Genomic DNA, 24,077 nt, shown 5'->3' on the forward strand with positions numbered 1-24,077 from the left:
GCGAGAGCTGCTGGCCGTCGATACCACCACGATGAATTCGATAACTACGATTTGAACGGCAGTGGTGACTTTCAAACCCGTGGACAGTCGACAAGAGCGGGTCGAAACTTGAGAACACGAACGCGCCCAGGATCTGGTGCAGCCTCGACGACTGTAACTGACGGTGGACACGTCGAACAATCAGGTGGAACTCGTGCCCGGAGTCGTGCTCGTCGTGTTTCTGATATTCGACAACGATCCTATCGTCAAAATGATTCTTCGACTTTCCCAGATGAGGGATCGACCAACATGACCTCTCGAAGACGCACGACCGCAGAGACGGGAAGCACAGGCCGGACGCCGGACGGAGCAGTTGGAACCGCTGTCGAAGGCACCGAAACCGCCGTTGGAAAAGCGGAATCAGCAGCTGGGAAAGTTGGGACGGCAGTTGCAGTGGCTGTTGAGGCTCGACGCACTGCAAAAGCTCACTGGGAAGGTGCAAAGCAGTCATGGCGAGCATCCCTGCCAGGTAACCGGAGAAGACGACCGACGAAACCGGTCGAACCACTCCGTGAAAAAGTTAAGAAGAGTGCGAAATCTGGTTGGAATGAGGCAAAACAGCGTGGAAAAGCAGGGAAAGACAGACTCGTTGATCGGTCTCGCCACCAGCGACGTGAACAGCGACGTGAACATGTCCGAGACCAACAAGACGAGGAATAGACCTCAAGCAAACCTCTGACAACATTGATTCATAATGACCGACAAACACACAAGCGATCACTGTTCTGGGGAGCACACAGCTGAGACCCATTCGCAACAGGCTGTAGAAGATAGATCAATAACCAACTCGGAGTCACGTTCATCCTTTGGTGACGGTGTTCCAGCCGGAGCGCCTCGGTTCGAGTCGGTGCCATTCAAGAACTTCGAAAAATCACCGCATCGGTGGGTGAGTGGCCGGTCAAAGGATTATAGGAACAAGGAGGAGCACAACCATGACTGACACCAATTCAACCGACCGACCGGAACAGGATAGTCGTCAATTAATTCTTCCACAAGTCGACACATCGATGTCTATCCGGGGGAAGACCATGCGAGAATGGACAGCGTACATTCCCGCAGCAGTCGGGATTACCGCCGCTCTGTTTGCGTTCCTCCTCGGTGCCCATACCGTCGCTGGAGGACTCCTTGCTGTTAGTGCGACACTGCTCGTCGTGTTCGGTATCCATATAGAAGAGGAACTCTCTGAAGCGTGGTATTTAACGCCACGTGGCCTCGCCGAGGATTATCTCTCGTATCGTCGTCTCAAGCGTGAATTGCCGTGGGGGGACGAAGCAGCAAAGCTCGCTGCACTCCATGGAGTGCGGCATGTCTGTGATGATGGTAGTTACGCGCGTCATGATGGGAGTCGGCTCGCATTGGTTGGACCGATTGAAGGTGTCAATATCGATCGACGGCCAGCACGAGTGATGCAGCGGTTGTCTGGCCAGCTCACGAATGGTGTCGATGATATCCTCGGCCCTAATGAGATGTGGTGGGGAATCTACTCGACGACGCGTCCAGCTACGAGCGATCCACACGCGATCGAGCGCGAGCAACGTGTCGATAGCCTCCAGAACAATCTGACGACTGATCAGCGTGAAATCGTTGAGGAGACTGCTGAGTGGTTGCGTGATCAGGATGAGAAACACGATGGCAATGAATGGCGGCACTATGCCGTCGTTGAAGCCAGTCCTTCTGAATCAGAGGTGCTGACTCCGGAAAACAGTATAATCGCGCGTATCGAAGAAATTCGTGAGCAGATTATTTCTCTCTTCGATCGAGAAGCAGGCAGCAATGACACACAGTCAAATCCGGATTCGGAAGCGGATACCGATGCCGGTGGTGAGCCACTCGATGATGTTCTCGCTCGGCGTGTTGATTCTGTCAAGCAGGCGATTGGGCGCGTTGAGGATGTGGAACTGACTCGCGCTGATTCAGCTGAGCATATTGAGGTCCTTCGTGCTTTTTGGACGAATCGAGGGACAACAATCGGTGATGCTGGCGACGGATCACCCGCTTTTGGCGGGACTGACTCACTACTAGAACAGGCATTTAAACGTGATCTCGACGGCGATGGGGTAACTCCCACTGAGCGAATGCTTTCCGACGGTCATTTTGATGTCGATAAGGATACCGTCGAAATGGCAGGGACGTTTTGCCGGACTTTCTGGATCTCTAATTGGCCAGTTCGACCTGGACCAATGTTCCTTGAGAATTTGTACACGTATTCTGGCATTGACATCGATGTTCGAATCCACGCTGAGCCGATTAATCGCTCGGCAGCAGTGAACGCAATTGAAGACAAGGGAATCGATATCGGTGCCGAGACCATCAACCGCGCTGAGGAATCGTCATTCGGTGCGCTTTCGATCGGATCTGCCGAGGATGCTTATCAGAGTGCCTATCATCAACTTCACGCTACGTCGGTGAACGCGTGGTATCTGAATGGCTATGTTTCTGTGCGTGCGGGAGATCGGGAAACTCTCGATAACGCCTGCGATGATCTCAGGAACACACTTGAAGCCGATCCAACCGGATGTTCGTTGGTGGCGAGCGGGACGAATCAACGTGCGGCCATTGCCAGTGCATCTCCAGCAGGTCACGATATGTTCTCCTCAGAGGCGACCGGCGACCGCCGCCATCTAGCGCTGTCTGGTGCGTTCGGAGCGATCTTCCCGTTCGGTGTTGACGATTTCTCAGAGTCGAATGGCCTCTATTGGGGACGAGATACGCGCACGAAACGGCCCGTTGTTGCCAATCTTTTCGAAGGAGGGACGGCATCGCATCTGTTCACCACAGGTATTTCCAGAAGTGGAAAAACAACGTACGTGAATGACCGACTCGGAGATTGGTTCCTCGGACGTGATGACCGAACGCTCATAGTCGCCGACACAGAATCTGAGTTTGTGGGTCTGACGGAGGTCTGTGGCGGCGAACAGATCGTACTCGGGGCAAATGACCCCATCAATCCATGGCACATCGAACCGGTTTCCAAGAAACGGCGGCGCAAGGCTAACGATAAGCTTGCGCCGCTAACGGCCCAGATTGACTTCATTACGGAGCTGACGATGAGCATTATTCGGGTCGGCTTATCCCAGACAGCAACGATTGACTCGGATCTCTATGGGTTCTTGCGCTATGCCGTCTCCGAAACGTATCAACGTGCTGGTATCACAGATGATCTCGATACTCATCACCGTTCCTCGCCAACCTATGATGACTTCTTCAACGTGCTCTATGAGATTCGGAAGAATCCTGGCGAACACACTTTCCACGGCACTGAAGGTGAGCGAGCGGCGCGTGTGGATCGCGTTGATGCCCTCTTCAACAGTCTGATTGAAATGATGGACGGTGGTCGATATGACCATCTCCGTGGCGATGGGACGACCGCACTGCTTGACGATGATGTGCAAATGGCCTATCTGAGTATGCCAGACCTGAGTCAATCGTCAAAAGCCGCAAAGTCGATCGGTCTCCAGCTAGCGCTATCACAGATCAGTGAGAAGATCAAGCGAACTCCTGGTAAGACTATCTTTGCTATCGATGAAGCGCACGTGCTCTACCAGACGGAGGAGACGGTCGACTGGTTGCAGTCGGCTGCTCGTCGGTGGGCACGCTATGAGGCAGCCATGTGGTCGATCTCACAATCTCCTGAGGAATTCGTTAAGAGCATGTCGGGGACGAGTGACAAACAAGAGAATAAGCGCCAGATGATTCTCGAACAATCTGCAACCATGCAAGCGTTTTACTCCCCAAAGACCGATCCAGAAACACTAAGCAAATTCGGGATGGAACCTCCTCAGATTCGTGCTGTGAAGAATGATCTGACCCCAGGACGGAACAACGACTATTCGACCTATCTCGTGCAATTTGATGACCTTCAGGGATGGATTGAATGTCGAGCTGAGACCTCCCCAGTCACCGACGCGATCGAGGAGGCTATTAGCGATACCGACAATGTGGTTGAAGAGATTGACGAGGTTGACGAAGCGGTCGAACATCAATCGGCAGGAATCACGACAATCGACGGCCTCGACGCCAATACCGCGAACCAGTTATCGGATTACGGCATCGAGACTCGGGATGATCTCCTCTCAACTGATGCGCATAAACTCGCGGCACTCACGAACGCATCGGGTGACCGGATCGATGGCTGGTATGACGCCGCTCTCGCTCGTAATGGCGCTCACAGTGACGACTAACGACTACCGCACATCATAGACAAATGGGTATTCTCAACCGTTTCCGATCCAGCAGCACCGCCAGTATAGATGCTTATCAGCCGATGCAGGTTACCGAATCACTTGCAGCGAGCGCGACGGATGCTCTTCCCGGTGGCGAACGTGCCATCGTTGTGCGCCCCTACCAAGCGAACGGGGGCATCGAAGCGATGGACGAAGTGCTCACCTCGTTGCATAAGGTCCAAACGCGGACTTCACGCTCGTTACGTCACCCATTCGGGGTCACAGAGAACGTCTCGCCTGCTCATGCAGCCGAAATCCGTTATGGACCTGTTCAGACGGGCACTACTGGTCCTTCCGAGCGCGTTCTCACACTTCAGTACGTACCCTCTGCGAACGATTACGATACCTTCGCCCGTCAACTAGATGATAAGTACCCGGCCTCCGAGATCAAACCACGTGAGGCAGGATTGCTTGAAGTCACGCCAGGGGAATATCTTGCTGGAGCAACGCTCGCTCTCCGGCGGTACACGCTCTACCCGATCAACAACGTTGCACTCGATGGATTTCGGTCAGATCCGATAGGCGCAATTTTGAAAGAGATCGTCGGAACACCCACAACCGCTAGTGGGGCAGCACTCAACTCCGATATAGCCACCAGTACCTCCGATGCCAATGTCGCTGTCCAGTTGATGTTTCAGCCAGCACGCCGGAGTTGGTTGCAGGGAGTTGCTAACGGTGAGGGACTTGAGGACGGACGTGGAGATCGTGACTGGGATAGCGGGGCGGTCGGGACGCCAATCGAAGGCACCCCCTCCGTTCAGGAGTTGACCTACCAGCTCCGCCAACCAACGATCGAGGCACATCGCCCTCTGCCGTGGTCGCAGCCAGAACACATCAAGCATCCTCCCTCGAAACGTGACAAAGACGTGGCGACGATGCTTGAGGAACAGGACGGTAAAGCGTGGCATCTCTTTATCCGTATCTTTGCTGTCTCTGATGATCCGAACGAAGCCGCTCGGCGCGTCCAACGCACTGCCGGGATGTTCCGGAATTATTACGAATTCCGTTCGGAACAATCATTCATCCCCCAGCCAATAACTGGTGACGCGCTCCAGACTCAGTTCACACGGGCTTGTGCACGAGAGTGGGAAGACACCGGTATCGTCAAGACACAGGCCGAGGCCGCAGGTCTCCTGAACGTTCCAAGGTTTGAGGATGTCACGACGAACAGACTCCAGTGGTCGCTTTCCCGACCTGGTGACGGTGTTCCAGTCGGCACTCCCCGCTTTGACTTCGACGCGGTCGGTCTCTCCGATGATCCTTCTCGCATGGAAAAACAGGTAGCGATGCTTGACAATACGGGACCTGGGGACCCGTTCTATTTTGGATTCGGTCGCCGCAATGGCACCGAGGTCGGTGTCTACGAAGAATATCTGAATGCTCACATGCTTGTGACCGGCGGGACCCGCAGAGGCAAAACCACCTCTCTGGGGAATTTTGCTTCACAAGTGTTCGACCGGGACTACGGCGCGTTGGTCATTCTCAAAGACAAAGAGAACGACGTTGACGACTTTATCGAAGAGTGGCCGGAGGATCGCCCTGAGGAGGACTTCGTATTCATCGATACTGGCGATGCATTCGACAAGCGTGTACGGTTCAACCTTTTAGAACTCCCATCGGACGCCGAACCGGGATCGAACGCGTTCGAATCGGCAGTGCAGACGCTTGCTGACGATTGGTCGGCATCGTTCGCGCAAGCTGGCGGCTCAGACAAATACTGGGGTTCGGTAATGGAACGTGTCACTCGGACGGTCATCAATGGATTGGCGAAGTCTGGGCTAACGTGCACACCGCTAGACGTCGCAGCAGCGGTGAGTACCGCTGCTGGGGTTGGTGAATTTTCGTCGTTGATCAGCGACGAGCGGATGCCCTTTATCAAGGATGCTGCTGAACAAATTGCTGAAAAAGAGGATCGTGATCTCGAACCTCTTGCGGGTAGAACATATTTACTCACACAGCACGCGGGGCTGCGGAACTTCCTCTGCGCCCGGAATCCGACTGCAAGCATTCAGGATTTCGTGCGCGAGGGAAAGGTCTGCGTGCTGCGGTTAGATCCTCATCTCGGCGAATCCGAGATCAAATTCATGTTGACTCCGTTGGTCAGACGGTTCTACACTGCCAAGCAGACTATTGACGACGCACCCCGCTTTTATCTCATCTGGGATGAGTTCGATAAGGCCGTCTCCCCACTTACTGACGTTCACGAAATGCTCTCGATCGCTGGCGGAGAAGACTTCCGGATGGTGCTGGCTTGTCAGGCTCCTACGAACCAACTCTATGGAAAGCTTAAAAATGCCCTCCAAAATCAGGTCGACACAGCAATCTCATTCGGAACAGGTGACGATGATGCGGAGTATATCATGTCACACCACTCGCTCACGGATACGGACGACCTTACTAGTCTCGGGCGATTCAAGTTCTGGTTACGAACCTACTATCAGACGAATGACGACGAAGATCTGACCTATTCGTACAAAGTCGATGCTTTTCCGCCAAGTCGAGATGCCCGTCAAGAGGTCTATGGAGACGACTACGAGGTTGATGTGGAGGGAATGAAACGCCGCTCGGTCGAACGCTACGGCGATGTTCCCGAGTCGCCAGAGGAACTCCGATCTAATTCGCATTTCTACGAGATCACTGGCGACGGGCCATTCGCTGGGAAAACCCTTGATGATCTCGACATGACCGACGATGCGTGGCGTAACCGCACGCTTGAGGCAATCGATGACGAGTCCATCCGGCTAGGGAATCCTCATGGCTTTGTTACCATTAGCACATTACTCGATCGACTGCGGCGCTATCTCCCTGGTGGTGGCTCACTCACCAATGCAAACCAAGCGTGGCTGAAGGTGCTTCAACATGTTCCAGACGACTATCTAAGTTACCGCAAACAAGACGGCGAGAGGCAGGTCAAAGCCCTCGACACTGGTTACATGAATGTAGGGGATAGCCCAACCGCTGGCGGAAAAGATCACCAGCTGACAATGAAAGATGCCTACGTTCCACTCACGCAACTTGGTTTTCTCATCGATATTCTAGACCAAGATGCCGACAGTATGCCCGATGCACTGGCCACGCTCGATGATCAGCTCTATCTTGACGGCATCGAAGATCGCAGCGTCATTGCCGAGCGAGTAATGAAGTACCGTGAGAATCATCCAGACCTTCACCGTCTTGCAGGCGATCATGAGGCGTACATCGAGGCTGAACATTCGACTGGAAAAACACAGCCGTCACAGACGATAACTAACCTCGCGGCGGCTCATAACGCTGACCGGCGGTGTCTGTTCCTTTGTCGTCCAGAGGCGGCTGAAGATGTCTATAATACGCTTTCCGAGGGCACCCCGTACTGTTACACAGACCATGACGTGGACGGTGAACGACGGTTCTACACCAAGACATCGGCACTCAGTATAGAGGGCGAGAAGATGACTCGGCTCGGACCAAAGGGTGACAATAACGTCTGGGTTCAAGACGAGCAGACCGGCCAGTATGTCTTGCGGGGTTCAGACGGCACCGAGCACGCCCGGTTTGACTCGGCTGCCGATATTTACAACGACCCGTCTGCATACCCGTCCGGTGGAGAGTGTCGAATCTATCCACCTGTGATTCCCGAGTTCGAATTCGATGGAGGAGATCCGACAGCTGCTGAGTGGGATATCATCGTGGTTCCCGAAGCTGAGGTGGATGAGAACGACGAGAGACAATTGCTGACGCCGTTGGATCTCAAACTTTACCGGCATGACCGCGACAATATCCCGCTGTGTGACCTGCCGGAGACGGACGTTGATGACGACGAACAGGATGAGATATCGTCGGAAACAGGTCGCACGGTCGGTGATCATAGCTCCGACGAAGATAGCTCTGATGAAGAGGAAACAACTGAGAGAACAGACAGCGATGACGATATAGACGACGATACAGCGTCAGAACACGAACCTCGAAAGTTCGAGCGCTTCTGATGCTATTCGTCTAACGTCCGCTCATCGATCTTCTCAACGTGGTCTGCCAACTGATTATAGAGTTTTCCGAGTCTCTCAAGCTCATTCTGTAGCTCCTCAACTTCCTCCTCTAGCTCTGCCGCTGTCACCCTCCCTGAGGAATCCGCTAATTCGTCTGCGATCTTTTGCCCACGGTTAGTGAGGCGATACGTTGCTGAGGTGCCGCCTCGACCGGCGAACTCTTCACCAGTCTTCTCAATTAGCCCCTTCTTTTCTAGCTCTTCAAAATGATATATTCCTGATGGGATGTCCCCGTCTCGGCGTAGCTCCTTAGCATTATGTTCACCACCATAGAACCTTAATCCATTAATAATTCTCGCACGTGGTGTACCCTCAATTCTCTCAATTAGTTGATCAAAGGTCCCTGACTTAGCCGCACTTGCCATACTCCAAAATAGTCCTAAGACAGGCAAAAAACTTCCGGTAATTTCTAGTTACTATCTAATCCCGAGGAACCCGCATCCGGGGGCCTCCCCCCATGGTAGGTGGATGATTTTGGGGAGGCACAATGCGACCGCCAGGCCCGGTCCCCAACCAAACGAAATACTGGACACCCAGGTAAAGCGACGACTGCTGACATCCCGATGTGACGACAGCAGAGGGACACCCAGATGAAGCGAGGAAATACATATTGAAGATGTCACGAAATACTGGACACCCAAGTTGAGCAACGACTGTTGACATCCCGATGTTGCAACACACTGGGGAGCCACAAGAGCGACGACAGGCCGACACACAGGCGTGACGCGTCACACCGACAGACAGGCCTGCACACGACCGGCCTGAAGACCCCTCTCTACGACACACCTGACAAGCGATGGTCTCACACCGGGACCGAGCGTCATTCGCCGCTGTTTCGATAGTTCTATATGTTTTGAGGTGAAAGAAAGACACAGTAGGAGGTAGAGATTGACTGAAATGGCTGATTCCTATCCACGTGGTGCAATCCCGAGTGTCGAGCCGTATCACAGCTACAGCGCGTTTCTCAAGGCTGTTGAACCATCCTACGCACTGCTGAAGTACACCGATATGCGCGCCTTGTTGAGCCGTGGTGAAACCGCTGATTCGTACTTTTCTGCGGAGACGAGCGTGATCACCACGACGACCATCCGAGACACAAAGTTGAATCTGGTCTCGTGGGAGCACGAACTCGAACGTATTCAGGCATTCAACCCCGACTTCCATATTCCAGCAGACTATTCCACCTACGAGCGACAGGACGTTGCTGACCGGACTCGGAATGTTTTGCATTGCATGGAGGGGCTTCTCTGGATGCAGCGTCAGTTACGTGACAATGATAGCGATATCCGACTCATTCCATTGGTGAAAGGCGTTACACCGGAGGAGCGGGCCGTCTGCTATGAGGTATTCGATCGAGCAGGATTCACTGACTATTGTGCTTTCTACGCCACACAGTATTTCACAGGAGGAAACGGGATTCGGATCGACGAACTCGTGGCCGATCTCGAAGCAGTCAACACCGAACAGGATCGTGAGGTCTTCTTAATCGGGTTGCTGTCACCGAATTACCTGAGACGAGTACCGGAATCGGTCGTTGCTGCTGCCGGTCAGACGGCATGGCGTTCGGACATGGCTCCCACAAAACAGAGTGTCACCGAGATGCAACAGCAGTGGAACGAGTTCACTGAGGCTGTTTCTGACTCTCTGGAGACGGATGCTACAGCTGAGATGAGAAACGCGGAGGTGGCCTAACTATGGGTGGGAGGTATGGCGCGAGCGATGATGGTAGCAGCGAGTATCAAGATCGACGGCCAACTGATACCGACCGGAGTGCTGAACAGCAAACAGTTGCCGATGCTGTTCAAGCGGTTGCAGATCAACACCAAACCGGTGATGAGAGTGATGTTGGCAGTCGGTCGAATGAACCCGGACATGGAACCACGGAGACCGGAACGACCCAATGGAGCAGTCAGCATCCGCTCACTGCCATTAGATCGAGCAGCGGATCGAGTAGCAGCTCGACACTCCACGATGTTGATAGTGCGATTGCCGAATACGTCGCTGATCAAATTGAGGAAAACGTTCGCTGGGCTGTCGAAGAAACCGAACCTGATGAGTAACCTATGTTGTACGTTGTCTGAGATAGAGAGAATATCCCTGTGACCCAGAACGATAAGGTTTCGTCGGACAATGTAAGCTATGAATGACTGGAGAGTTCGAAACGTCGAATTGCAAGGTGTTGTCTAATGACTGAACGAGCGCGCCTCAAATCGTACTTGCTGATGGGGATCGGTGCTATCGGAATTATCATTATCGTAGCCACTCCTTCGGGATCAACATGGGGGGCGATCCTAGCGGGAGCCGTGGCTGGAGGTGCTATCCTGGATGGTGTTATTATCCTCTATAGAATTCGGACGCAGGAGACAGCGCTGTTGAATAGTGGACAACATATAAAGCAAGAATAAGAGTAAAAACCGCCGTTATCGATCGGACGCATTCGATTATATCAGTATCTTCGGGTAACGTTGACTCAAGGCTGCCACCTTCTCGATGGCATCGAAGGCCTACCTAAGTGAATTGGCCGGTCGGGTATTCTCTGCTCACCAATTCCTTCGGTTGTTCACGACAATCGAGTTCATCCAGCAGGCGGACGAGGATCCGAAGATGACGAATAGTATATATGAGAAAATAACCCGGCTAAGACGGTGGAAAAGTATAATGTATAGGAGAACTAGATATATAACGAGACGATGGATCAAACAATGGAATCAAAAACCGTTGATGAGTGGATTAATCAGCTCGCAGCAGACGACTTCTGGGGATCACGTATGGATAAAATCGCTCGACAGACGATCTGCGCAATGCAGTACGGTTCCCAGGACTACACGCTCGATGATCTGTACCGATCCTTCTCCGATAGCGACTACCGGGAGCAGATTGAGGAGATACCCCAGTTTGACGGACAGAAACCATACCTAGCGCTGGCAGAACGAGTCGAACCCCACGTTAAAACGTGACTATGCCAGTATTGGCTGAAAAACGAGTACGGGATGGATTTGAGAAATGTGGTGTTGCGGCCGTCATTCTGGTTGTTCAGCGGCTATACGGGGGGTTCGGAAACCTGTCTATGCCCTCTGCCATCAACATGAATACTGGCGAACCAGTGACTGCAACAGGAGCCACAGGAATAGGTCACACCCTGCCGCCTGCTGATCTGTCTGTCCTGATCGGTTCAGGGCTAGGACTTGCCGTGGTTCTGTTATTTGGACTTGCGATGATTGATTTCTACGCAGGATTACGGGTTTGATGATCTCTGAGAAAGATTCTCTGTTGATGTGCTACACGATCGGTGGGTGGTTCGTTAACCGATGCGAACGTGAGCGCCGTTAGGTATCGGCTCTATGCGCTTTTCTGGCATGAGAGCCCGAGCAAAACGCCTCTCCACTCCCGTCTACGTGAATATGCGCGATGGTCTCTAGCGATCTCTCACACTGCTCGTAAGCACACTCTGCATCGGAGCGATCAACCCACTCGATCGATACGTCGCTCGTCGGTTTTGAACTGCCTCGATCACTATGGCGGGGTGGATTAGTTCGTCCAACAAATCCCGCCATCTCTTCTTCATGGATAACGCTGCCCGATGTATCGTCCGTTCGATGCCTAACAATCGGTCCAATGCCACCACTCTCGGGAACCGTCATCCGCACGTCGATGAGTGATTTAAGCTCTCTCGGAACGGCGACCGCGTGGATGACAACGTTCGGTTGCACAGTCCGTCCGCCAGCGAGGGCAGCCAGCACCGGCCACCAGTCATCATCTGTTACGGTCGGGTCCATCGTATAGACCACTGTGTGATCGTGAGGGATCGTCTCGCTCTCCTCCGGATTATAGACAACATCCGTCGCTCCCGTTTCTCGCTTCAGCAGTGCTACAACGCGCGCACATAGTGCATTGCCCTGCCGAGGAGTAGCTCCTGTGTCTCCCTCTATCCAGATGGTGACGCTCTGCCCACTAGCCGCCAGACGGGTGGCAACAGTTTCGACCGTCTCTGCGGACGTTTCACTCATCGTTCCCTCCTCGACGCGCCACACCCCGCACACGAGAACGAAGTCATCACGATATTCCCAACGCTGTCGGTGTGATTCCGGTGCTCGACTGCAAGCGTTCCGCATTCGGAACATGCGCCTCCAACGTCGACGGCTTGGAGCGCCGCCGTCTGATGATCACAGGATGCAGCCAGCCGGTTTTTCCACCCCTGACGGGCTTCGGTCCCCATCCCAGTCTTCTCGTCTTCACGGTCGTGACCACACGTGCACGAGTCTCCCTGAACGATCTTCTCGGACCCGTCCGGTAGCAAGACTGTGTGCTTGTTCCCCGTGCGCAACACTGCTACAGCATCGCTAGACGAAAGTGGAGATAGCAACCCTTGGTCGTAATAAGAATCCCAACTCTGCGCCAGCTTCTCGGCGTTTCTACTCATCGGGCGTCACCTCTCCCTCAGGAACTGAATGGACATCTCCATCCTCAAACACTTGCTCCCCAACGACAATTGGCTCATCTAACTCCTTACTCAGGCGTTGTAGTCGTCGCTCAGGACGCTCTTCAGCCTCCTCCGGTGGAAGTCGCCACCAGACGATCATATTCCCATGCTTCCGCCTTTGAATACGACCTTGATCGAATAGCCGAGTCAGCTTTTGGCGTGCGCTTTCTCGGCTTCGTCCAATCTCTTCCGCTATATCGCTTGTCACAACTACTGGCTCATTTACCGAGTCGAATGCAGCCAATACGTCATCAAGCGTTAGTCGTCCCTCGAATTGTTCGTTCTCGTCTGGCTCAGGTGCCATATCTATACCTATGAGAGCCACCCACTTATAATCTTTGGTACGTACAAAGTTATGTACATTGCCACCTGCCAAAAGTTATAAGTGGATAGCGCTCATGGTTGTAGATAGGAAGCACGGGACGCCGGTCAGGAATGAATTGGCCGGGACGTGTTCGAGCACGTCCGACCGGGCTTCTCAAAGGTGATCGAAGCCATGCAGACATCAAACACGACAGCAGAAAAAGGCGAGGAATTGGCCGACGAACACGTTGAAGAAATAGTCAATCGTATCGAACGACTAGTCTCTATGGGGTTGCCGTCATGCGATGAATGTTACTCACTCGATCGTGAGGACCGTCCCGAAGACGGCGAGTTTTGGCCAAGTCCACTAACGATTTTCGTGGATATTGAGGGAGATACGCTGGTCGATTGGAAGAATAAGAAGGTATGCGACTTCCACACCCCTGCTGAAGGGGTTGCTGATGAAGCTGTTGCGACCCACCGGGTGCGCGCCCGGTCGGAGTTCATCGGAGACGAGCATCCCCACAACGGGGCATACTGCTACAACGTTATTTCAGTTGAGGAGGTTTAGCTGATCACATCGGGTTAGAGTGAGCTTGGTTGGGTTACATACCCATCCAAGTAGACAGCGAACTCAAGGAAGTGTACCTGTTTGAATCACTGAAGCGATATAGCGACAACGAATAACGATTCGAACCGACACTAGCGAGGGACATTTCTCCGGACGACGAAGGACCTAGTAGATATCCATGTCCTAGAGAGTCAACTATCGGTTTACTCTTTAGATGTAAGCAAGACCGACAAGCTCCCCCCCTTAGAACGGCTGGTTTTCGAAGATTTGTGCGGGAGTAATGGCGAGGACTTTATCGCGTCGGTCGAGTTCAACATACATCTGTGCGTGTTGTTCGGCTATCTCGCGCGGGCATACGCCGACTGCCTTTTCCTCGAAGAGAATTCTCGCATCCTTGAACACAACGTCACCGTCCGATTCTTCGCCATCTTGTGCGGTCACAGTGTGTTCTGTGAATTCATTGGTGATGGCAACCGCAACGCAAACTGGGACGCTTTCTGTTGCTTCCCATGCTCCGGCGATGGCCAGAGCATTGAAATCGACATCTGTTACCTGTTTCTCGCTCGATTCCTCGCCTTTTTCTTCTGTCGTCGTTGAGTACGTCATGGGTTTCTAGTTCCTTTGAGAAGCCCGGTTGGGTGTTCTGAGCACCTGACCACTTTCTGCGTGGTGTCCCGTACTTCCTATCTATACCCATGAGAGCCATCCACTTATAGTCTTTGGTAGGTGGCAATGCACGTAGCTTTGTACGTACCAAAAGTTATAAGTGGGTGGCAGACATAGATGTAAATAGGAAGCGCGGGACGCCGGTCAGGAATAGTTTGGCCGGGACGTGTTCGAGCACGTCCGACCGGGCTTCTCAAAGGTGATCGAAGCCATGCAGACATCAAACACGCCAGTAGAAAAAGCTGAGGGATCGAACGGACAAGTTGACGCGCGTATCGGACGCGCACTGAGCGAGTTCCTCCATGCAGAAAAGGGGGAACACGGCGACGAAACGTATCGAGTGCACTCCGGATCGGGATCGACCTACGCCGTCGATCTCGATGGACCGGATGGGAGATTCTGCTCCTGTGCCGACACAGCCGAGTTCTGTAAGCATATTCTCCACGTACTCCTCGTTGAGACGCCAGAGACGCTCATGTCGGATGTCACTGAGTGCGAACACGGAGATGAGGATTGCCCCGGTGCTGATGCAATCTCGATCGAAGACGGTGAGCCAGAATCTGAAGGAGCGTTCCCTTGCTTCCCTTGCTTCCAGAAAGCCCGACGAGACAGCAAGGAGCGCGCAGGAGCCACCAATCAGCCAGTTATGGCCGACGGTGGCCAGCCAATCCTGACGGAACTCAAAGAAGGGCAGATCTTCACAGACAAGACCGGCACCCTCTGGAAACTCGAACAGCGAGTTGAGCCGGTTGATCTCGCTGATGATGGGACCGAAGTCGCATGTGTACGGCTTGAGCCAGCTGACGGAGACGGAAAACGACAGATCAGCTGTGAGACATTCCCTGGGATAGTCAACGATCCAGACGGCAGATACACGCTTGTTAGCGAGCCAGAGATCGTGGAGGTGAGCGACTGATGGCCACGACGTGGTGTCCGGCGTGCAACCATCAAACCGTCCTTACCATCCATAAAACGGACCTGTCTGTTGAAGTCTGCAAGAGAGATGACTGCAACCATAGGAAAATCCTATGAAGCTCACTGGTCACATATGTCCGGATTGTCTGTCAAATAAAGTGAGCGGCAGGGTAGGAGAAACCGAAGTTAAAATAGTTTGTATGGATTGTGGTTTTGAGGGAACTGCCCCAAGAAACGACTGAAAGATAGAGTCGATTCACACTTTCTTTCTCATTTGCTTCGGGATTCAGAGGCTATCGATTGCCTCTGGCCTTATGTAACATCGGTGCCTTTATGGAGCAAGGAATGTTACATAAGGTTGAGGATGACGAGCGAAAACTCACCGACTGCTCCCGATTCACTCCCGAAGTATCTCGAAGAAGGAATGCAGAAACAAGACGGCGAGACGCTCACCGACATGATCGCGTACGCCGAGGAGCTGATCGAGTGGCAGCAACGACCGGTCGACCCTGATGACCTCCCTGACGGAGCTGAGCCGGTCGAGGACGAGAGCAGCAAAAACGGAACAGTCGTCAAGGAAATGGTCACGTGTGGAGACGAGACATGCAGCTGTATGACCGACGACGAGCTACATGGCCCGTATAAATATCGATATTTCTACAGAAAAGGCAAACTCACATCGGAATATCTCGGAAAAGCCTAGGTATCCCTTCCGCCTTATGTAATGATGCGCCCGAACACACCCCTCCACAGATTACATAAGGTCGGAATCGAATCGCCGAAACCGAAACGAGAGAATGCCTCACGGAAGGATTGCCGGACTGGGTGGAGCGTCGATTTTTGAAACCCTCAATAGCGGGTTATCAGCCCGGACAAAGGCATGAGACCTGATGATTCCAAACGGTACCATAGCGTTTCCATCTGACCTAAGCGCATCGGCGAGTCGGTTTTTAATGCGATCGAGGCCACGTCGAGGTCGAGCTGTTGGAGCACTCAGATCATTGACCGTAAGATATGCTTCTGGGATGTCTCGACGGGCAATAGTCGGGATTATATCGTTCACAACCTCTCCGTCAACGCTTCGAACGTATTCGATCACTTCAGATTGCAACCTTTTGATATTGAATTCCGGACGGATCGTTACTAGGACATGCGTTTCATCACCAAACTGCTCGACTTGATCACGAGTGATTCCAATCTCTGCTGGTTTGGTCAGATCAACGGGTGCGAGACGGGATTCCAGCGTCGATGGATCGACCTCAGTGGGAACAGCGACGGTTGGGAAGAGCACTAGATCTGGTTCATCGATCAAAAACCGATCATCCGCAAGTGACTCGATGTCTGTTTCTGCTGCAAAATCTGGAGGGAGCTGCTCAGCGATTGATTCGGCAACTTCATACTCAAGCGAGATTCGGTAGAATGTTCTCGGATCAGACATCCACTCTGATCGATATCTCTCCGTGATTTTAACGTCCGCGTCACAGATCCGTCGTGATCGGACAACGAAATCGACGTAACCGGCATTTACCCCAGAAATCGACCTCTTAGAATCCATTTGATTACAAACTCCGGGCCGCTGCCCTCGGAAAAATCAAATCGATTGTGCGGTCTCTCTCGGCCTCTCAGGGCAAATGGATCTGAAACGGCTGAAAATCGGGGTTTCATCGCCGTATTTTTAAAGAATATGACACGAGGGTATCTTGATCGCCCGTCGACGAAGATCTCGTTAGTTGTCCCACGTGAATGAGAGTCTTGGTTAACGATCGGTCTTTGCGAGATGGTGGGTTTGACTACGGAGAGGTGGCTCTATCCCTAACCAACCTCCGTTCGCCAGCCACATCTGTACATCTGATGTGACCACGTCCCATCACCGTGTACCCCGATCCGCAGTCTGGGCAATCTTTGATAATCGTCGGTTCTGATGGACGTTTCGTCATTGCTCTTTCGTGCCTGTGAGTTGCTCGATGGCTTTCTTAGCCCGCTCAACGACGATGTCAGACGAATCTGGATACGTCGCGTAGTCCTCCAACCCCCGGACAATCCGCTCTCTTTCATATCCATCGTCGATCGTCGGAATGTTACCTGTCGATACGATGCGCTCGACCGCTTCGTCTGCTTTGTCGCTTGTCGTCATGTTGTTCACTGGCGGTTTGGATGGACGCCACCCAAACGCGGGAAGGGAGTCGAACCCTCCTGCTCCAACCGCGCTTAGAACTTGTTCACTGTTGATCGCTGCCGGAGACAGTGGTGTCGCTGGCGACCCACTCGCCTGTGTCTGCGGGTTCGTCGGTGTCTTCGTCGGTGCTATAGAACACGTGCCGACCGTCCTCGGTCAGAACCTCCTTCACATCGTTGCTCATCGGTCACCTCCCGCTGCGACACGCGGTCTCGCTGGTGTGAGCACGTCACGCTGTTCAGCCGCGAATCCGAAGCGCTGGCCGTACCCATGCGCAGACATGAGCACTGGATAAAACGAATCGCTAGCGACGATTTCCCGACCGTCGACGGTTGCAAACGTGGTTCCTTCCTCGACACGTTCGAAATTCTCGACGTCGTCGTCGATCTCATAAGAGTCGCCAGCTGGTTTCGGGATCTGCTGTTGCAGTTCGAAGACTGGCACTGCGCCCGCTGGAGCGTTCCGTTCGGCTAGCGCTCCAGTCGCGCTAAGAAATTCCCAGACGAGCTGTGTGGCGTTCTCTGCGGCTTGTTCAGATCCTTGCTTCCCACACTCGACTTCGATGATGCAGTCGGTGTGAGCGACGAGTGCGCTCTGAAATTCGTCACCGACCTCGATCACCGCGTCAAGCGAAAGCTGCGGACAGATCCAATCTGCGAGAGGTCCAGCCTTCTCGACGAGAGCAAACGGTTGCTCATGCGATTGCGTCGAATGCATCGAGAGGGTCGTACAGTCCTCTAGTTCCGTGAGGAGTGCCGCCGCGAGCCGTGGTTCGTACGTCTCGCTGCTCCGATCACCGGGGAACACCCGGTTCAAATCCCGCTCGATGTAGCGCACGCCTTGTCTGAGCGCACGCTCGTTGACGGTGATGCACTTGACCGGCCGCTTGAGGGCTGGGTCCGCTTCGAGGAGCGTCTCGATCGCGTGGACGCCACACGGTTCATCTCCGTGGACGGCTCCGACAATCGCAAGCTCCGGTTCTCCCTCCCCCAACTGCTCGACGTTCATAGCTTCGCCTCTTCTGCGTGTGACCAGCACAGATATTGTCCGTTGACCCACTCGACGCCATCAGTGCCGCAGTTTGGGTTATCGCAAGTGCGGAAATCGTTCATACGCCCGCACCTCCGCTGGAAACGTCGCAGGTGTCTTGTCCGTAGAACTCTTCTGTCGTGCCTCCGTTGGTGGAGGTGGCTTTCGTAGTTGACATGCTTCACGAGAAAGCCAGCGTCAGGGTGCTACTACACCCCGGCGCGATTCTCCAATTCTCCTGAGAACCACGCTTACTGACTTCCTCTACCTTCTGCTTATAGGCAGATAGTGATAAAACTTTCCCTTCTGCCAGTGAGCAGGAGGTTTATGTATTCGAGTCTTGTAGGGACCGTATGACAGACGAAGATAGAGAGCGCGCAGAAGGCGGCGAGTACGTCGAGACAGTCACGCCAGAGCGAGTCTTAGACGTGCTTAGACAGCAAGAACGGCCATTCATCACGACTACTGATGTGGCGGAGGCATTGGGATGTTCGACCGAGACTGCCCGCGTGAAGTTGGGGAAATTGGACGATAAGAACGGAAACGGTACCTTGCGGCGTGAAGATATCGGATCACGGACAGTTGTGTGGTGGCTTCCTAGCGAAAACGACGAATAGCCACCTTCTGCGTATAGACAGAAGGTTTATGCACATGGGTTTCGTAGATATAGGTGTGTTCGAGACATGACTTCGAACGACACTAATCGATTCGAGAGCGCAGACGGATCGCACGAGATCCGTGTAGAGGTCTCTGAAGATCGGAAACACATCAGCGGCCTCCTAAACGCAATGGAGAAGGCAGACAAGGAAGCCCACCGATCAGGGCGTCACGACGACCGACCGCTCGACGACTGTCCACTATGTCCGGAAGATACCGATGACAAGTGAGAATGAAATCATCAAGGTCGATCTACCGATAGAAGACTGCTATCCGGATGTTTTTGGGGAAGAGACAGAAGTCCCACCTCCAGACGAACGGGACGAGACGGACGAGGTCATTATCGAGATGACCGTCGATTCTAAACGGCGGGAGGTCCTTCGTGATCTCGCCGAAGACCGCCTCGACGAGGATGATCTCCCTGAGGCCGAAACGCTGCTATGGATCGATCAGGCCGAGGTGTACAGCCTCTGTGAAGGCCACTACCTCGAAAAGTGTGAGGGAGCATGGACCGGATTCACGGAGAATCCGAATTATGAGGAGCTTCGTCGAAAGATGAATGAGCGGCTGTCTCAGGGAGTTCCGTGTTCGTCCTGCCGCCGAGACCGGATTAACGAGTTGATGAAACAGATTGAGGACGAGCTTGAGATCTCGATCGAGGTGATCGAGGATGCCTCCTGAGCGCGAGACAGTCGTCGAATGGACGGACAAAACTGGGACGGTCTGGCGCGTCGAGCGTCGATACGACCGGAGCCGTCAGCAGTGGGAGTGTTCGATCGCCTCGAAGATCAGAGACACGTGGAGAGTGCGCGAGCGGATGGTTCTTGACGGGAAAGAAGCATTCGAGGGTAAGATTCCATTATAACAACCATCTGTTGATTCTCTAATAAAATTGCTGTGAGTCGGTCTGATTCTTATACTAACTTATAATATGAATAAATTATTTCATAGGAAAAATGGGGTAGTGAAATGAGATCGAATCAATGGGTCAAGATAGACGACAGTTTTTGATGAAAATAGGACAGACTTCTGTTATTGGAACAGCAGTGCTCTCTGGCTGTTTAAATCAAGATGATCCTTCAGCAGAGTCGCCGACTGCGACACGATCGAAGGCAGGAACGGAGCAACAGACGACAGCTACAGCAACATCAACGCCCACAGAAACGGTCACACCAACAGCAACATCGACGCCCACAGCAACAGAAACACCAACAGCAACGGAGACACCCACGGCAACGGAAACGCCCACATCTACGGAAACGCCGACTCCTAACCTACCAGTCCCCCTGAAACCGCTCACAACGTATTCGAGCGAAGAATACGGTTATCAAATTTCATATCCTGAACCGTGGACTGTTGACGAGAGGCGCAATAGCATCTCAATCAGGGACGAAGAATCGCTAGGAGACATCTTCGTTCAGGTTCAGGAACAAGCGGATTATATGTCCATATCGAAATGGAAAACGTTTCTCACAGGAGGGATGCCGATCAAGTATTATGACGAGACCGAAACCACGTACCAAGGTCATCGAGCGCTTCGACTTGACGTGAGGCATCTTCCTGTGATGGATGGTCCAAAATATCGGAGCAAAGGATTGATTCTGATCTGGAAAGACAAAGAACGAGTATGCCTCGTCAGAAGTGGGTTCAAGGTTTCTCCGGCAGATGATCCGCATTCGGACGAGACACCCGCCGAGCCAGCCTCAATTGAATGGACATCAACGGTCGACAAGGCTGCAACCCGTTTCCTCGAATCGTTTACGCTCGACGACTAGCGATTCTCAGACTATCTCCTCGACGGTCTCTGGCACCTCTCGTGAGCCCTCGATCAAGTTCTCGATGTGTCCGCGGAGCGGCTCGGGTGGCTCAGCAGCTAACATCCCAGCGATTCGCGTCCAGCGAAAGATTCCGTGGTCGTTCGGTTGTCTCGCGTCGACGAGCTGCTGATCGATCAGTATCGGATGCGTGCCGTCAGTTGCAGGCGAGAAGGCAAGCACGGAGACATCATCAGGAGAGGGCATCGAGACGCTCACAACGCCATTCGAGACCGTGAGCGACACGCTGATCAACGCCTCCTCGAAGCCTCGTGTTGGGGCTACGATCTCGTCGACGGCGTGATCGACGCACCGAGCAGCATCGATCACCCAATCCTCTGGCCACTCCTCGATCTGGAGCTGTGGATGATCGACGAGTCGCATTGCTTCGAGCAATACTGAGTCATCCGTCGAGATCTCCTTCGGACGCTGGTGATAATCGCACGCTACCCCTTCCCCCAACGTTGCAGCATGGAGCGCTTCGGCCAACTCCACTCGAATTAGATCAGTCATGCCACTGATGAGTGGTCAAAGACGGTTAAGCGTGGTCGGTTGCACCTTCTCCGCTTCGAAGTGTGGCTCTGGGCCCGCGATCTCTGATGCCTCCAAAGATCCCTATACATCATATGTCGCTATATGAATTCCAACACCTCGACTGGCTGCGATTTTCTTCGAACCTTATGTAATAGATGGTGGATGGGTTGTAGCCACGGGTTACATAAGGCTAAATCCGCCAGCGCTCGGTGCCGATCGAGGCAGAGACCACCATCGGAAACGGTGTAGAAGGAGTGTGTCAATCCAATAAAGAATAGCCGATGTCAAATATTGTCTCTGTTCGTGTCAGCAGTGTCGATATCGCGGATCAACCACTCAACTCGAAACGCGTATCGAGCGGCCATCTTCTCTAGCACTTCACGAGCACTAAGATCCTCAACGATAGCGGGCGAGGTCCACTGGCTTTGTGGGTCATGTGGGTCCGACCGAGTGAGCTCCTGATATGCAAATTCGGGATCTGGCGACGTTGGAGATTCGTGTCGATACGCTGAATACCGAGTGAACAGGTTAGCGAACTCCCACGCTGTCCGTTCGTCACTAAACGCTACTAGTTGTCTCGCAACCCCATATGCACCCTCATCATAGTGGACACTGAATGCGTTCGCGTTGTCACGATCAACTCCGTCTTTCGCGTATATTCCCGTTTCCCAAGATTCGATATACGAGGGCAGCACTTTGACCGATATACCCTCATACTCATACCCAAGTTCCGTGTCCGTCCACGCTTCGTGTGGTGAAACCATGCTATATCTCCTCACTCTTCAGTAAGCAGCTGCTTACGGATTGTGGATCATTCAGCAGATCTCTCACTGGTTGTGTACCGCTCTCGGTTCTTTTCGATCTTCTGAATTGTGCCCCGAGCAACATCGGTCGATCGCGCGAGACTCCGCTTGCTCGCCCCTTTATCGAGTTCGTCGAGGATGACGAGCGCTGTCTCGTAGTCTTCGTTCGGGGTGAGATAGCCCTCCGAGCCGACATCGAACCCGAACGGTGGCCGCCCGTGCCATTCCCCCTGCTCGCGCGCCGCAGCGATCCCCTCGCGGACGTTCTCGCGTTTGATCTCTGCCTCTAACTCCGCAAAGGTCGCAGCCACGGTCAGAAACGCACGCGTGTAGGGATCACTGTCTTCAGGATCGAGCGCAATCCCCATGTCGAGAATGTGCAGTCCCACCCCGTTCTCGTCCACGATCCGCTCGACGGTCGCGGAGAAGTCACGCACCGATCGGGAGATCCGGCTGACCTCCGACGCGATCACCTGCGAGATCTTCCCGTCCTCGATCGCGGCCATCAGCTCGCTGTAGCCCTCCCGGTTGGTGTTCGTTCCAGTCTGCTTGTCGACGAACATCTCGATATCGGCTGGCTCCACACCGAGTCGATCGGTCGCATACTCGCTGGTAATCTTTCGCTGTCGTGAAAGATCCTGTTTGGCTGTCGATACTCGACAATAGAGTGCAGTTGTTCCACTCATTCGTCCTACTTTGTGGCACCCCCGCCAATGACTTAAAACCACCCCCCTTTTGAGCAGACTGCTCAGAAACTATAGTTTTTGAGCAGGGGAAAGAATAGCAGAAGTAGTATGTGAGACTATTCTGATAGTAAAAGGTGTGGGACGGATTATTTACTTGGATGCAGACGGAGACCGCAGCGAAGTCACAGCAGATACGATCAAATATATTGACGATCACTGGAGATTCATTACAGACAAATACGAAGAAGATAATAAAGAGGTAACTAAGAGGAAATGGATTCCACGGGAGCGAGTTATTGAAGTTGAAACAAAGACAGAAAGGGAGAAGATATTCTAATTCCTTTGTGTCCTCTCTGCGACTGAAAATAGGGGGATGACAGCGGTACTCCTGTCTGAGGTAGGTGACATCTACATACCAACTGAAATCATATCTATGACTTACTCATCTTTATACATATCTAGATACATAGAATATAAAAAATAAGGAAAATATATCTGTTTGACGTATCATTATATGGTACAAAATCGTACGTATCTGTGTATGTCGCAGTTACCAGACACGCACACCGCCCCAACCGAAGGGGTACCATTACTCGAAGAAGAGGTAGTTCTCGAAAATATTCATCCAAGTTATCTGACATGGTGGAAGCCACTCCTAGCGACCGCCTTCCTTGCATTGATCGGAATTCCAGGAATGCTGGCGGGCAATTTAGGGGAAAGTCTCCCAATTGTCGCGCTGGCCGCTCTCATCGGTGGATATGTGTACATGTCACGCAAGAATAGCCGGTATGTTGTGACCAATGAGCGAGTCTACAAGAAATATGGATGGATTCGGCGTACCACGACCGAAGCTCGAATCGAAGATATCCACAGTCTGACGACTGATGAAACGATCCTGGGTCGGTTACTGAATGAAGGAGTCGTCCAAATTGACTCCACAGGGGCATCAGGACTCGTCGGATTGCCAGGGACCCGGAACCACGAACAGTTCGCAAATATAATCCGAGATCAGCAGCAGCAGTAGCTCACTGAGTGACGATTGACGACGAGTGACTATTTTTCTGAAAACTCGAGTCCTGAGAGTCGTCACTCGTACGCGAGAAGAAAACCGATCAGGAAGAACTATCGACACGTCTCGACACACCATCTCTGACGACTG

At 53.0% G+C, this 24,077-nt stretch carries 28 protein-coding genes; 16 read left to right on the plus strand and 12 right to left on the minus strand.

Annotated features, from left to right (window positions below; translation table 11 throughout):
• The 3 genes from MW898_RS24995 to MW898_RS25005 all read left to right on the plus strand — a co-directional run.
• Positions 1 to 699 (plus strand): hypothetical protein (locus tag MW898_RS24995; protein ID WP_248911022.1); only part of this gene is annotated, 699 nt, incomplete at its 5' end.
• A 272-nt stretch (positions 700 to 971) separates the two neighbouring features.
• Entirely contained in the window at positions 972 to 4,220 is a 3,249-nt protein-coding gene (locus MW898_RS25000) for a VirB4 family type IV secretion system protein (RefSeq protein ID WP_248911023.1), read from the plus strand.
• Between the two features lie 83 nt (positions 4,221 to 4,303).
• Positions 4,304 to 8,224, plus strand: coding sequence for a DUF8128 domain-containing protein (locus tag MW898_RS25005; RefSeq protein ID WP_248911024.1), 3,921 nt, complete (start codon positions 4,304 to 4,306; stop codon positions 8,222 to 8,224).
• A 2-nt stretch (positions 8,225 to 8,226) separates the two neighbouring features.
• Here MW898_RS25005 and MW898_RS25010 read toward each other — a convergent pair whose 3' ends face one another.
• Positions 8,227 to 8,649, minus strand: coding sequence for a hypothetical protein (locus MW898_RS25010; RefSeq protein ID WP_248911025.1), 423 nt, complete (start codon positions 8,647 to 8,649; stop codon positions 8,227 to 8,229).
• A 532-nt stretch (positions 8,650 to 9,181) separates the two neighbouring features.
• On the opposite strand from MW898_RS25010, the gene MW898_RS25015 reads away from it, so the two are divergent.
• The 3 genes from MW898_RS25015 to MW898_RS25025 all read left to right on the plus strand — a co-directional run bounded on the left by MW898_RS25015 (position 9,182) and on the right by MW898_RS25025 (position 11,241).
• Complete coding sequence (locus tag MW898_RS25015) at positions 9,182 to 9,976, plus strand: hypothetical protein (protein ID WP_248911026.1); 795 nt, start codon at positions 9,182 to 9,184, stop codon at positions 9,974 to 9,976.
• 2 nt (positions 9,977 to 9,978) lie between these two features.
• Positions 9,979 to 10,344, plus strand: coding sequence for a hypothetical protein (locus MW898_RS25020; RefSeq protein ID WP_248911027.1), 366 nt, complete (start codon positions 9,979 to 9,981; stop codon positions 10,342 to 10,344).
• A gap of 642 nt (positions 10,345 to 10,986) precedes the next feature.
• Positions 10,987 to 11,241 carry a hypothetical protein gene (locus tag MW898_RS25025; protein WP_248911028.1) on the plus strand — a complete coding sequence of 85 codons (255 nt, stop codon included), beginning with the start codon at positions 10,987 to 10,989 and terminating at the stop codon, positions 11,239 to 11,241.
• Positions 11,242 to 11,610: 369 nt separating this feature from the next.
• Here MW898_RS25025 and MW898_RS25030 read toward each other — a convergent pair whose 3' ends face one another.
• The 3 genes from MW898_RS25030 to MW898_RS25040 are packed head-to-tail and all read right to left on the minus strand — an operon-like array spanning position 11,611 to position 13,068.
• Positions 11,611 to 12,291, minus strand: a complete 681-nt coding sequence (locus MW898_RS25030) for a hypothetical protein (protein ID WP_248911029.1) — start codon at positions 12,289 to 12,291, stop codon at positions 11,611 to 11,613.
• Entirely contained in the window at positions 12,288 to 12,704 is a 417-nt protein-coding gene (locus tag MW898_RS25035) for a hypothetical protein (protein ID WP_248911030.1), read from the minus strand. Before MW898_RS25035 ends, MW898_RS25030 begins: the two co-directional genes overlap by 4 nt.
• Positions 12,697 to 13,068: a hypothetical protein gene (locus MW898_RS25040; RefSeq protein WP_248911031.1), complete on the minus strand. Its 372-nt coding sequence runs from the start codon at positions 13,066 to 13,068 to the stop codon at positions 12,697 to 12,699. Before MW898_RS25040 ends, MW898_RS25035 begins: the two co-directional genes overlap by 8 nt.
• A gap of 192 nt (positions 13,069 to 13,260) precedes the next feature.
• Here MW898_RS25040 and MW898_RS25045 point away from each other — a divergent pair, with 192 nt between their 5' ends.
• Entirely contained in the window at positions 13,261 to 13,638 is a 378-nt protein-coding gene (locus tag MW898_RS25045; RefSeq protein ID WP_248911032.1) for a hypothetical protein, read from the plus strand.
• Between the two features lie 243 nt (positions 13,639 to 13,881).
• Here MW898_RS25045 and MW898_RS25050 read toward each other — a convergent pair whose 3' ends face one another.
• Positions 13,882 to 14,244: a hypothetical protein gene (locus MW898_RS25050; protein ID WP_248911033.1), complete on the minus strand. Its 363-nt coding sequence runs from the start codon at positions 14,242 to 14,244 to the stop codon at positions 13,882 to 13,884.
• Between the two features lie 271 nt (positions 14,245 to 14,515).
• On the opposite strand from MW898_RS25050, the gene MW898_RS25055 reads away from it, so the two are divergent.
• Both MW898_RS25055 and MW898_RS25060 read left to right on the plus strand, forming a co-directional pair.
• Positions 14,516 to 15,220, plus strand: coding sequence for a hypothetical protein (locus tag MW898_RS25055; protein ID WP_248911034.1), 705 nt, complete (start codon positions 14,516 to 14,518; stop codon positions 15,218 to 15,220).
• Positions 15,221 to 15,583: 363 nt separating this feature from the next.
• Entirely contained in the window at positions 15,584 to 15,922 is a 339-nt protein-coding gene (locus tag MW898_RS25060) for a DUF6788 family protein (RefSeq protein ID WP_248911035.1), read from the plus strand.
• Between the two features lie 99 nt (positions 15,923 to 16,021).
• On the opposite strand, the gene MW898_RS25065 is transcribed toward MW898_RS25060, so the two are convergent.
• From MW898_RS25065 to MW898_RS25080, 4 genes are all read right to left on the minus strand, one after another.
• Complete coding sequence (locus tag MW898_RS25065) at positions 16,022 to 16,657, minus strand: hypothetical protein (RefSeq protein ID WP_248911036.1); 636 nt, start codon at positions 16,655 to 16,657, stop codon at positions 16,022 to 16,024.
• A gap of 495 nt (positions 16,658 to 17,152) precedes the next feature.
• The gene (locus MW898_RS25070; RefSeq protein WP_248911037.1) at positions 17,153 to 17,353 is read right to left on the minus strand and encodes a hypothetical protein; all 201 of its coding nucleotides are present in this window, start codon (positions 17,351 to 17,353) and stop codon (positions 17,153 to 17,155) included.
• Between the two features lie 85 nt (positions 17,354 to 17,438).
• A complete protein-coding gene (locus MW898_RS25075) occupies positions 17,439 to 17,579 on the minus strand; it encodes a hypothetical protein (RefSeq protein WP_248911038.1) in 141 nt (46 codons plus the stop codon).
• Complete coding sequence (locus MW898_RS25080) at positions 17,576 to 18,403, minus strand: M14 family metallopeptidase (protein WP_248911039.1); 828 nt, start codon at positions 18,401 to 18,403, stop codon at positions 17,576 to 17,578. Before MW898_RS25080 ends, MW898_RS25075 begins: the two co-directional genes overlap by 4 nt.
• 374 nt (positions 18,404 to 18,777) lie before the next feature.
• On the opposite strand from MW898_RS25080, the gene MW898_RS25085 reads away from it, so the two are divergent.
• The 5 genes from MW898_RS25085 (at position 18,778) to MW898_RS25105 (ending at position 20,856) form a co-directional block, all read left to right on the plus strand.
• Positions 18,778 to 19,041, plus strand: coding sequence for a hypothetical protein (locus MW898_RS25085; protein WP_248911040.1), 264 nt, complete (start codon positions 18,778 to 18,780; stop codon positions 19,039 to 19,041).
• A 66-nt stretch (positions 19,042 to 19,107) separates the two neighbouring features.
• Positions 19,108 to 19,311: a hypothetical protein gene (locus MW898_RS25090; RefSeq protein WP_248911041.1), complete on the plus strand. Its 204-nt coding sequence runs from the start codon at positions 19,108 to 19,110 to the stop codon at positions 19,309 to 19,311.
• A complete protein-coding gene (locus MW898_RS25095; protein ID WP_248911042.1) occupies positions 19,301 to 19,762 on the plus strand; it encodes a hypothetical protein in 462 nt (153 codons plus the stop codon). Before MW898_RS25090 ends, MW898_RS25095 begins: the two co-directional genes overlap by 11 nt.
• The gene (locus MW898_RS25100; RefSeq protein WP_248911043.1) at positions 19,752 to 19,946 is read left to right on the plus strand and encodes a hypothetical protein; all 195 of its coding nucleotides are present in this window, start codon (positions 19,752 to 19,754) and stop codon (positions 19,944 to 19,946) included. The genes MW898_RS25095 and MW898_RS25100 overlap by 11 nt, the downstream gene beginning before the upstream one ends.
• A gap of 145 nt (positions 19,947 to 20,091) precedes the next feature.
• On the plus strand, positions 20,092 to 20,856 hold the full coding sequence (locus tag MW898_RS25105) for a hypothetical protein (RefSeq protein WP_248911044.1): 765 nt from the start codon (positions 20,092 to 20,094) through the stop codon (positions 20,854 to 20,856).
• Positions 20,857 to 20,862: 6 nt separating this feature from the next.
• Here the strand turns inward: MW898_RS25105 and MW898_RS25110 are convergent, their stop codons facing one another.
• From MW898_RS25110 to MW898_RS25120, 3 genes are all read right to left on the minus strand, one after another.
• Positions 20,863 to 21,408 carry a hypothetical protein gene (locus MW898_RS25110; RefSeq protein ID WP_248911045.1) on the minus strand — a complete coding sequence of 182 codons (546 nt, stop codon included), beginning with the start codon at positions 21,406 to 21,408 and terminating at the stop codon, positions 20,863 to 20,865.
• A gap of 305 nt (positions 21,409 to 21,713) precedes the next feature.
• Entirely contained in the window at positions 21,714 to 22,193 is a 480-nt protein-coding gene (locus MW898_RS25115; RefSeq protein ID WP_248911046.1) for a hypothetical protein, read from the minus strand.
• A 47-nt stretch (positions 22,194 to 22,240) separates the two neighbouring features.
• Positions 22,241 to 22,918, minus strand: coding sequence for a recombinase family protein (locus tag MW898_RS25120; protein ID WP_248911047.1), 678 nt, complete (start codon positions 22,916 to 22,918; stop codon positions 22,241 to 22,243).
• A gap of 136 nt (positions 22,919 to 23,054) precedes the next feature.
• Between MW898_RS25120 and MW898_RS25125 the strand changes: the two genes are divergently transcribed.
• Complete coding sequence (locus MW898_RS25125; protein ID WP_248911048.1) at positions 23,055 to 23,255, plus strand: hypothetical protein; 201 nt, start codon at positions 23,055 to 23,057, stop codon at positions 23,253 to 23,255.
• A gap of 204 nt (positions 23,256 to 23,459) precedes the next feature.
• Positions 23,460 to 23,942, plus strand: a complete 483-nt coding sequence (locus tag MW898_RS25130; RefSeq protein ID WP_248911049.1) for a PH domain-containing protein — start codon at positions 23,460 to 23,462, stop codon at positions 23,940 to 23,942.
• Positions 23,943 to 24,077: the final 135 nt, after the last annotated feature.

It is taken from the genome of Halocatena marina (genome assembly GCF_023276375.1).
Lineage (GTDB): Archaea > Halobacteriota > Halobacteria > Halobacteriales > Haloarculaceae > Halocatena > Halocatena marina.

What these genes read in the sequence shown, in the direction of transcription:
- MW898_RS25000 (WP_248911023.1), top strand. Translation starts at nt 972, where the DNA reads ATGACTGACACCAATTCAACCGACCGACCGGAACAGGATAGTCGTCAA.
- MW898_RS25005 (WP_248911024.1), top strand. Translation starts at nt 4,304, where the DNA reads ATGCAGGTTACCGAATCACTTGCAGCGAGCGCGACGGATGCTCTTCCC.
- MW898_RS25010 (WP_248911025.1), bottom strand. Translation starts at nt 8,649, where the DNA reads ATGGCAAGTGCGGCTAAGTCAGGGACCTTTGATCAACTAATTGAGAGA.
- MW898_RS25015 (WP_248911026.1), top strand. Translation starts at nt 9,182, where the DNA reads ATGGCTGATTCCTATCCACGTGGTGCAATCCCGAGTGTCGAGCCGTAT.
- MW898_RS25020 (WP_248911027.1), top strand. Translation starts at nt 9,979, where the DNA reads ATGGGTGGGAGGTATGGCGCGAGCGATGATGGTAGCAGCGAGTATCAA.
- MW898_RS25025 (WP_248911028.1), top strand. Translation starts at nt 10,987, where the DNA reads ATGGAATCAAAAACCGTTGATGAGTGGATTAATCAGCTCGCAGCAGAC.
- MW898_RS25030 (WP_248911029.1), bottom strand. Translation starts at nt 12,291, where the DNA reads ATGAGTGAAACGTCCGCAGAGACGGTCGAAACTGTTGCCACCCGTCTG.
- MW898_RS25035 (WP_248911030.1), bottom strand. Translation starts at nt 12,704, where the DNA reads ATGAGTAGAAACGCCGAGAAGCTGGCGCAGAGTTGGGATTCTTATTAC.
- MW898_RS25040 (WP_248911031.1), bottom strand. Translation starts at nt 13,068, where the DNA reads ATGGCACCTGAGCCAGACGAGAACGAACAATTCGAGGGACGACTAACG.
- MW898_RS25045 (WP_248911032.1), top strand. Translation starts at nt 13,261, where the DNA reads ATGCAGACATCAAACACGACAGCAGAAAAAGGCGAGGAATTGGCCGAC.
- MW898_RS25050 (WP_248911033.1), bottom strand. Translation starts at nt 14,244, where the DNA reads ATGACGTACTCAACGACGACAGAAGAAAAAGGCGAGGAATCGAGCGAG.
- MW898_RS25055 (WP_248911034.1), top strand. Translation starts at nt 14,516, where the DNA reads ATGCAGACATCAAACACGCCAGTAGAAAAAGCTGAGGGATCGAACGGA.
- MW898_RS25060 (WP_248911035.1), top strand. Translation starts at nt 15,584, where the DNA reads ATGACGAGCGAAAACTCACCGACTGCTCCCGATTCACTCCCGAAGTAT.
- MW898_RS25065 (WP_248911036.1), bottom strand. Translation starts at nt 16,657, where the DNA reads ATGTCTGATCCGAGAACATTCTACCGAATCTCGCTTGAGTATGAAGTT.
- MW898_RS25070 (WP_248911037.1), bottom strand. Translation starts at nt 17,353, where the DNA reads ATGACGACAAGCGACAAAGCAGACGAAGCGGTCGAGCGCATCGTATCG.
- MW898_RS25075 (WP_248911038.1), bottom strand. Translation starts at nt 17,579, where the DNA reads ATGAGCAACGATGTGAAGGAGGTTCTGACCGAGGACGGTCGGCACGTG.
- MW898_RS25080 (WP_248911039.1), bottom strand. Translation starts at nt 18,403, where the DNA reads ATGAACGTCGAGCAGTTGGGGGAGGGAGAACCGGAGCTTGCGATTGTC.
- MW898_RS25085 (WP_248911040.1), top strand. Translation starts at nt 18,778, where the DNA reads ATGACAGACGAAGATAGAGAGCGCGCAGAAGGCGGCGAGTACGTCGAG.
- MW898_RS25090 (WP_248911041.1), top strand. Translation starts at nt 19,108, where the DNA reads ATGACTTCGAACGACACTAATCGATTCGAGAGCGCAGACGGATCGCAC.
- MW898_RS25095 (WP_248911042.1), top strand. Translation starts at nt 19,301, where the DNA reads ATGACAAGTGAGAATGAAATCATCAAGGTCGATCTACCGATAGAAGAC.
- MW898_RS25100 (WP_248911043.1), top strand. Translation starts at nt 19,752, where the DNA reads ATGCCTCCTGAGCGCGAGACAGTCGTCGAATGGACGGACAAAACTGGG.
- MW898_RS25105 (WP_248911044.1), top strand. Translation starts at nt 20,092, where the DNA reads ATGAAAATAGGACAGACTTCTGTTATTGGAACAGCAGTGCTCTCTGGC.
- MW898_RS25110 (WP_248911045.1), bottom strand. Translation starts at nt 21,408, where the DNA reads ATGACTGATCTAATTCGAGTGGAGTTGGCCGAAGCGCTCCATGCTGCA.
- MW898_RS25115 (WP_248911046.1), bottom strand. Translation starts at nt 22,193, where the DNA reads ATGGTTTCACCACACGAAGCGTGGACGGACACGGAACTTGGGTATGAG.
- MW898_RS25120 (WP_248911047.1), bottom strand. Translation starts at nt 22,918, where the DNA reads ATGAGTGGAACAACTGCACTCTATTGTCGAGTATCGACAGCCAAACAG.
- MW898_RS25130 (WP_248911049.1), top strand. Translation starts at nt 23,460, where the DNA reads ATGTCGCAGTTACCAGACACGCACACCGCCCCAACCGAAGGGGTACCA.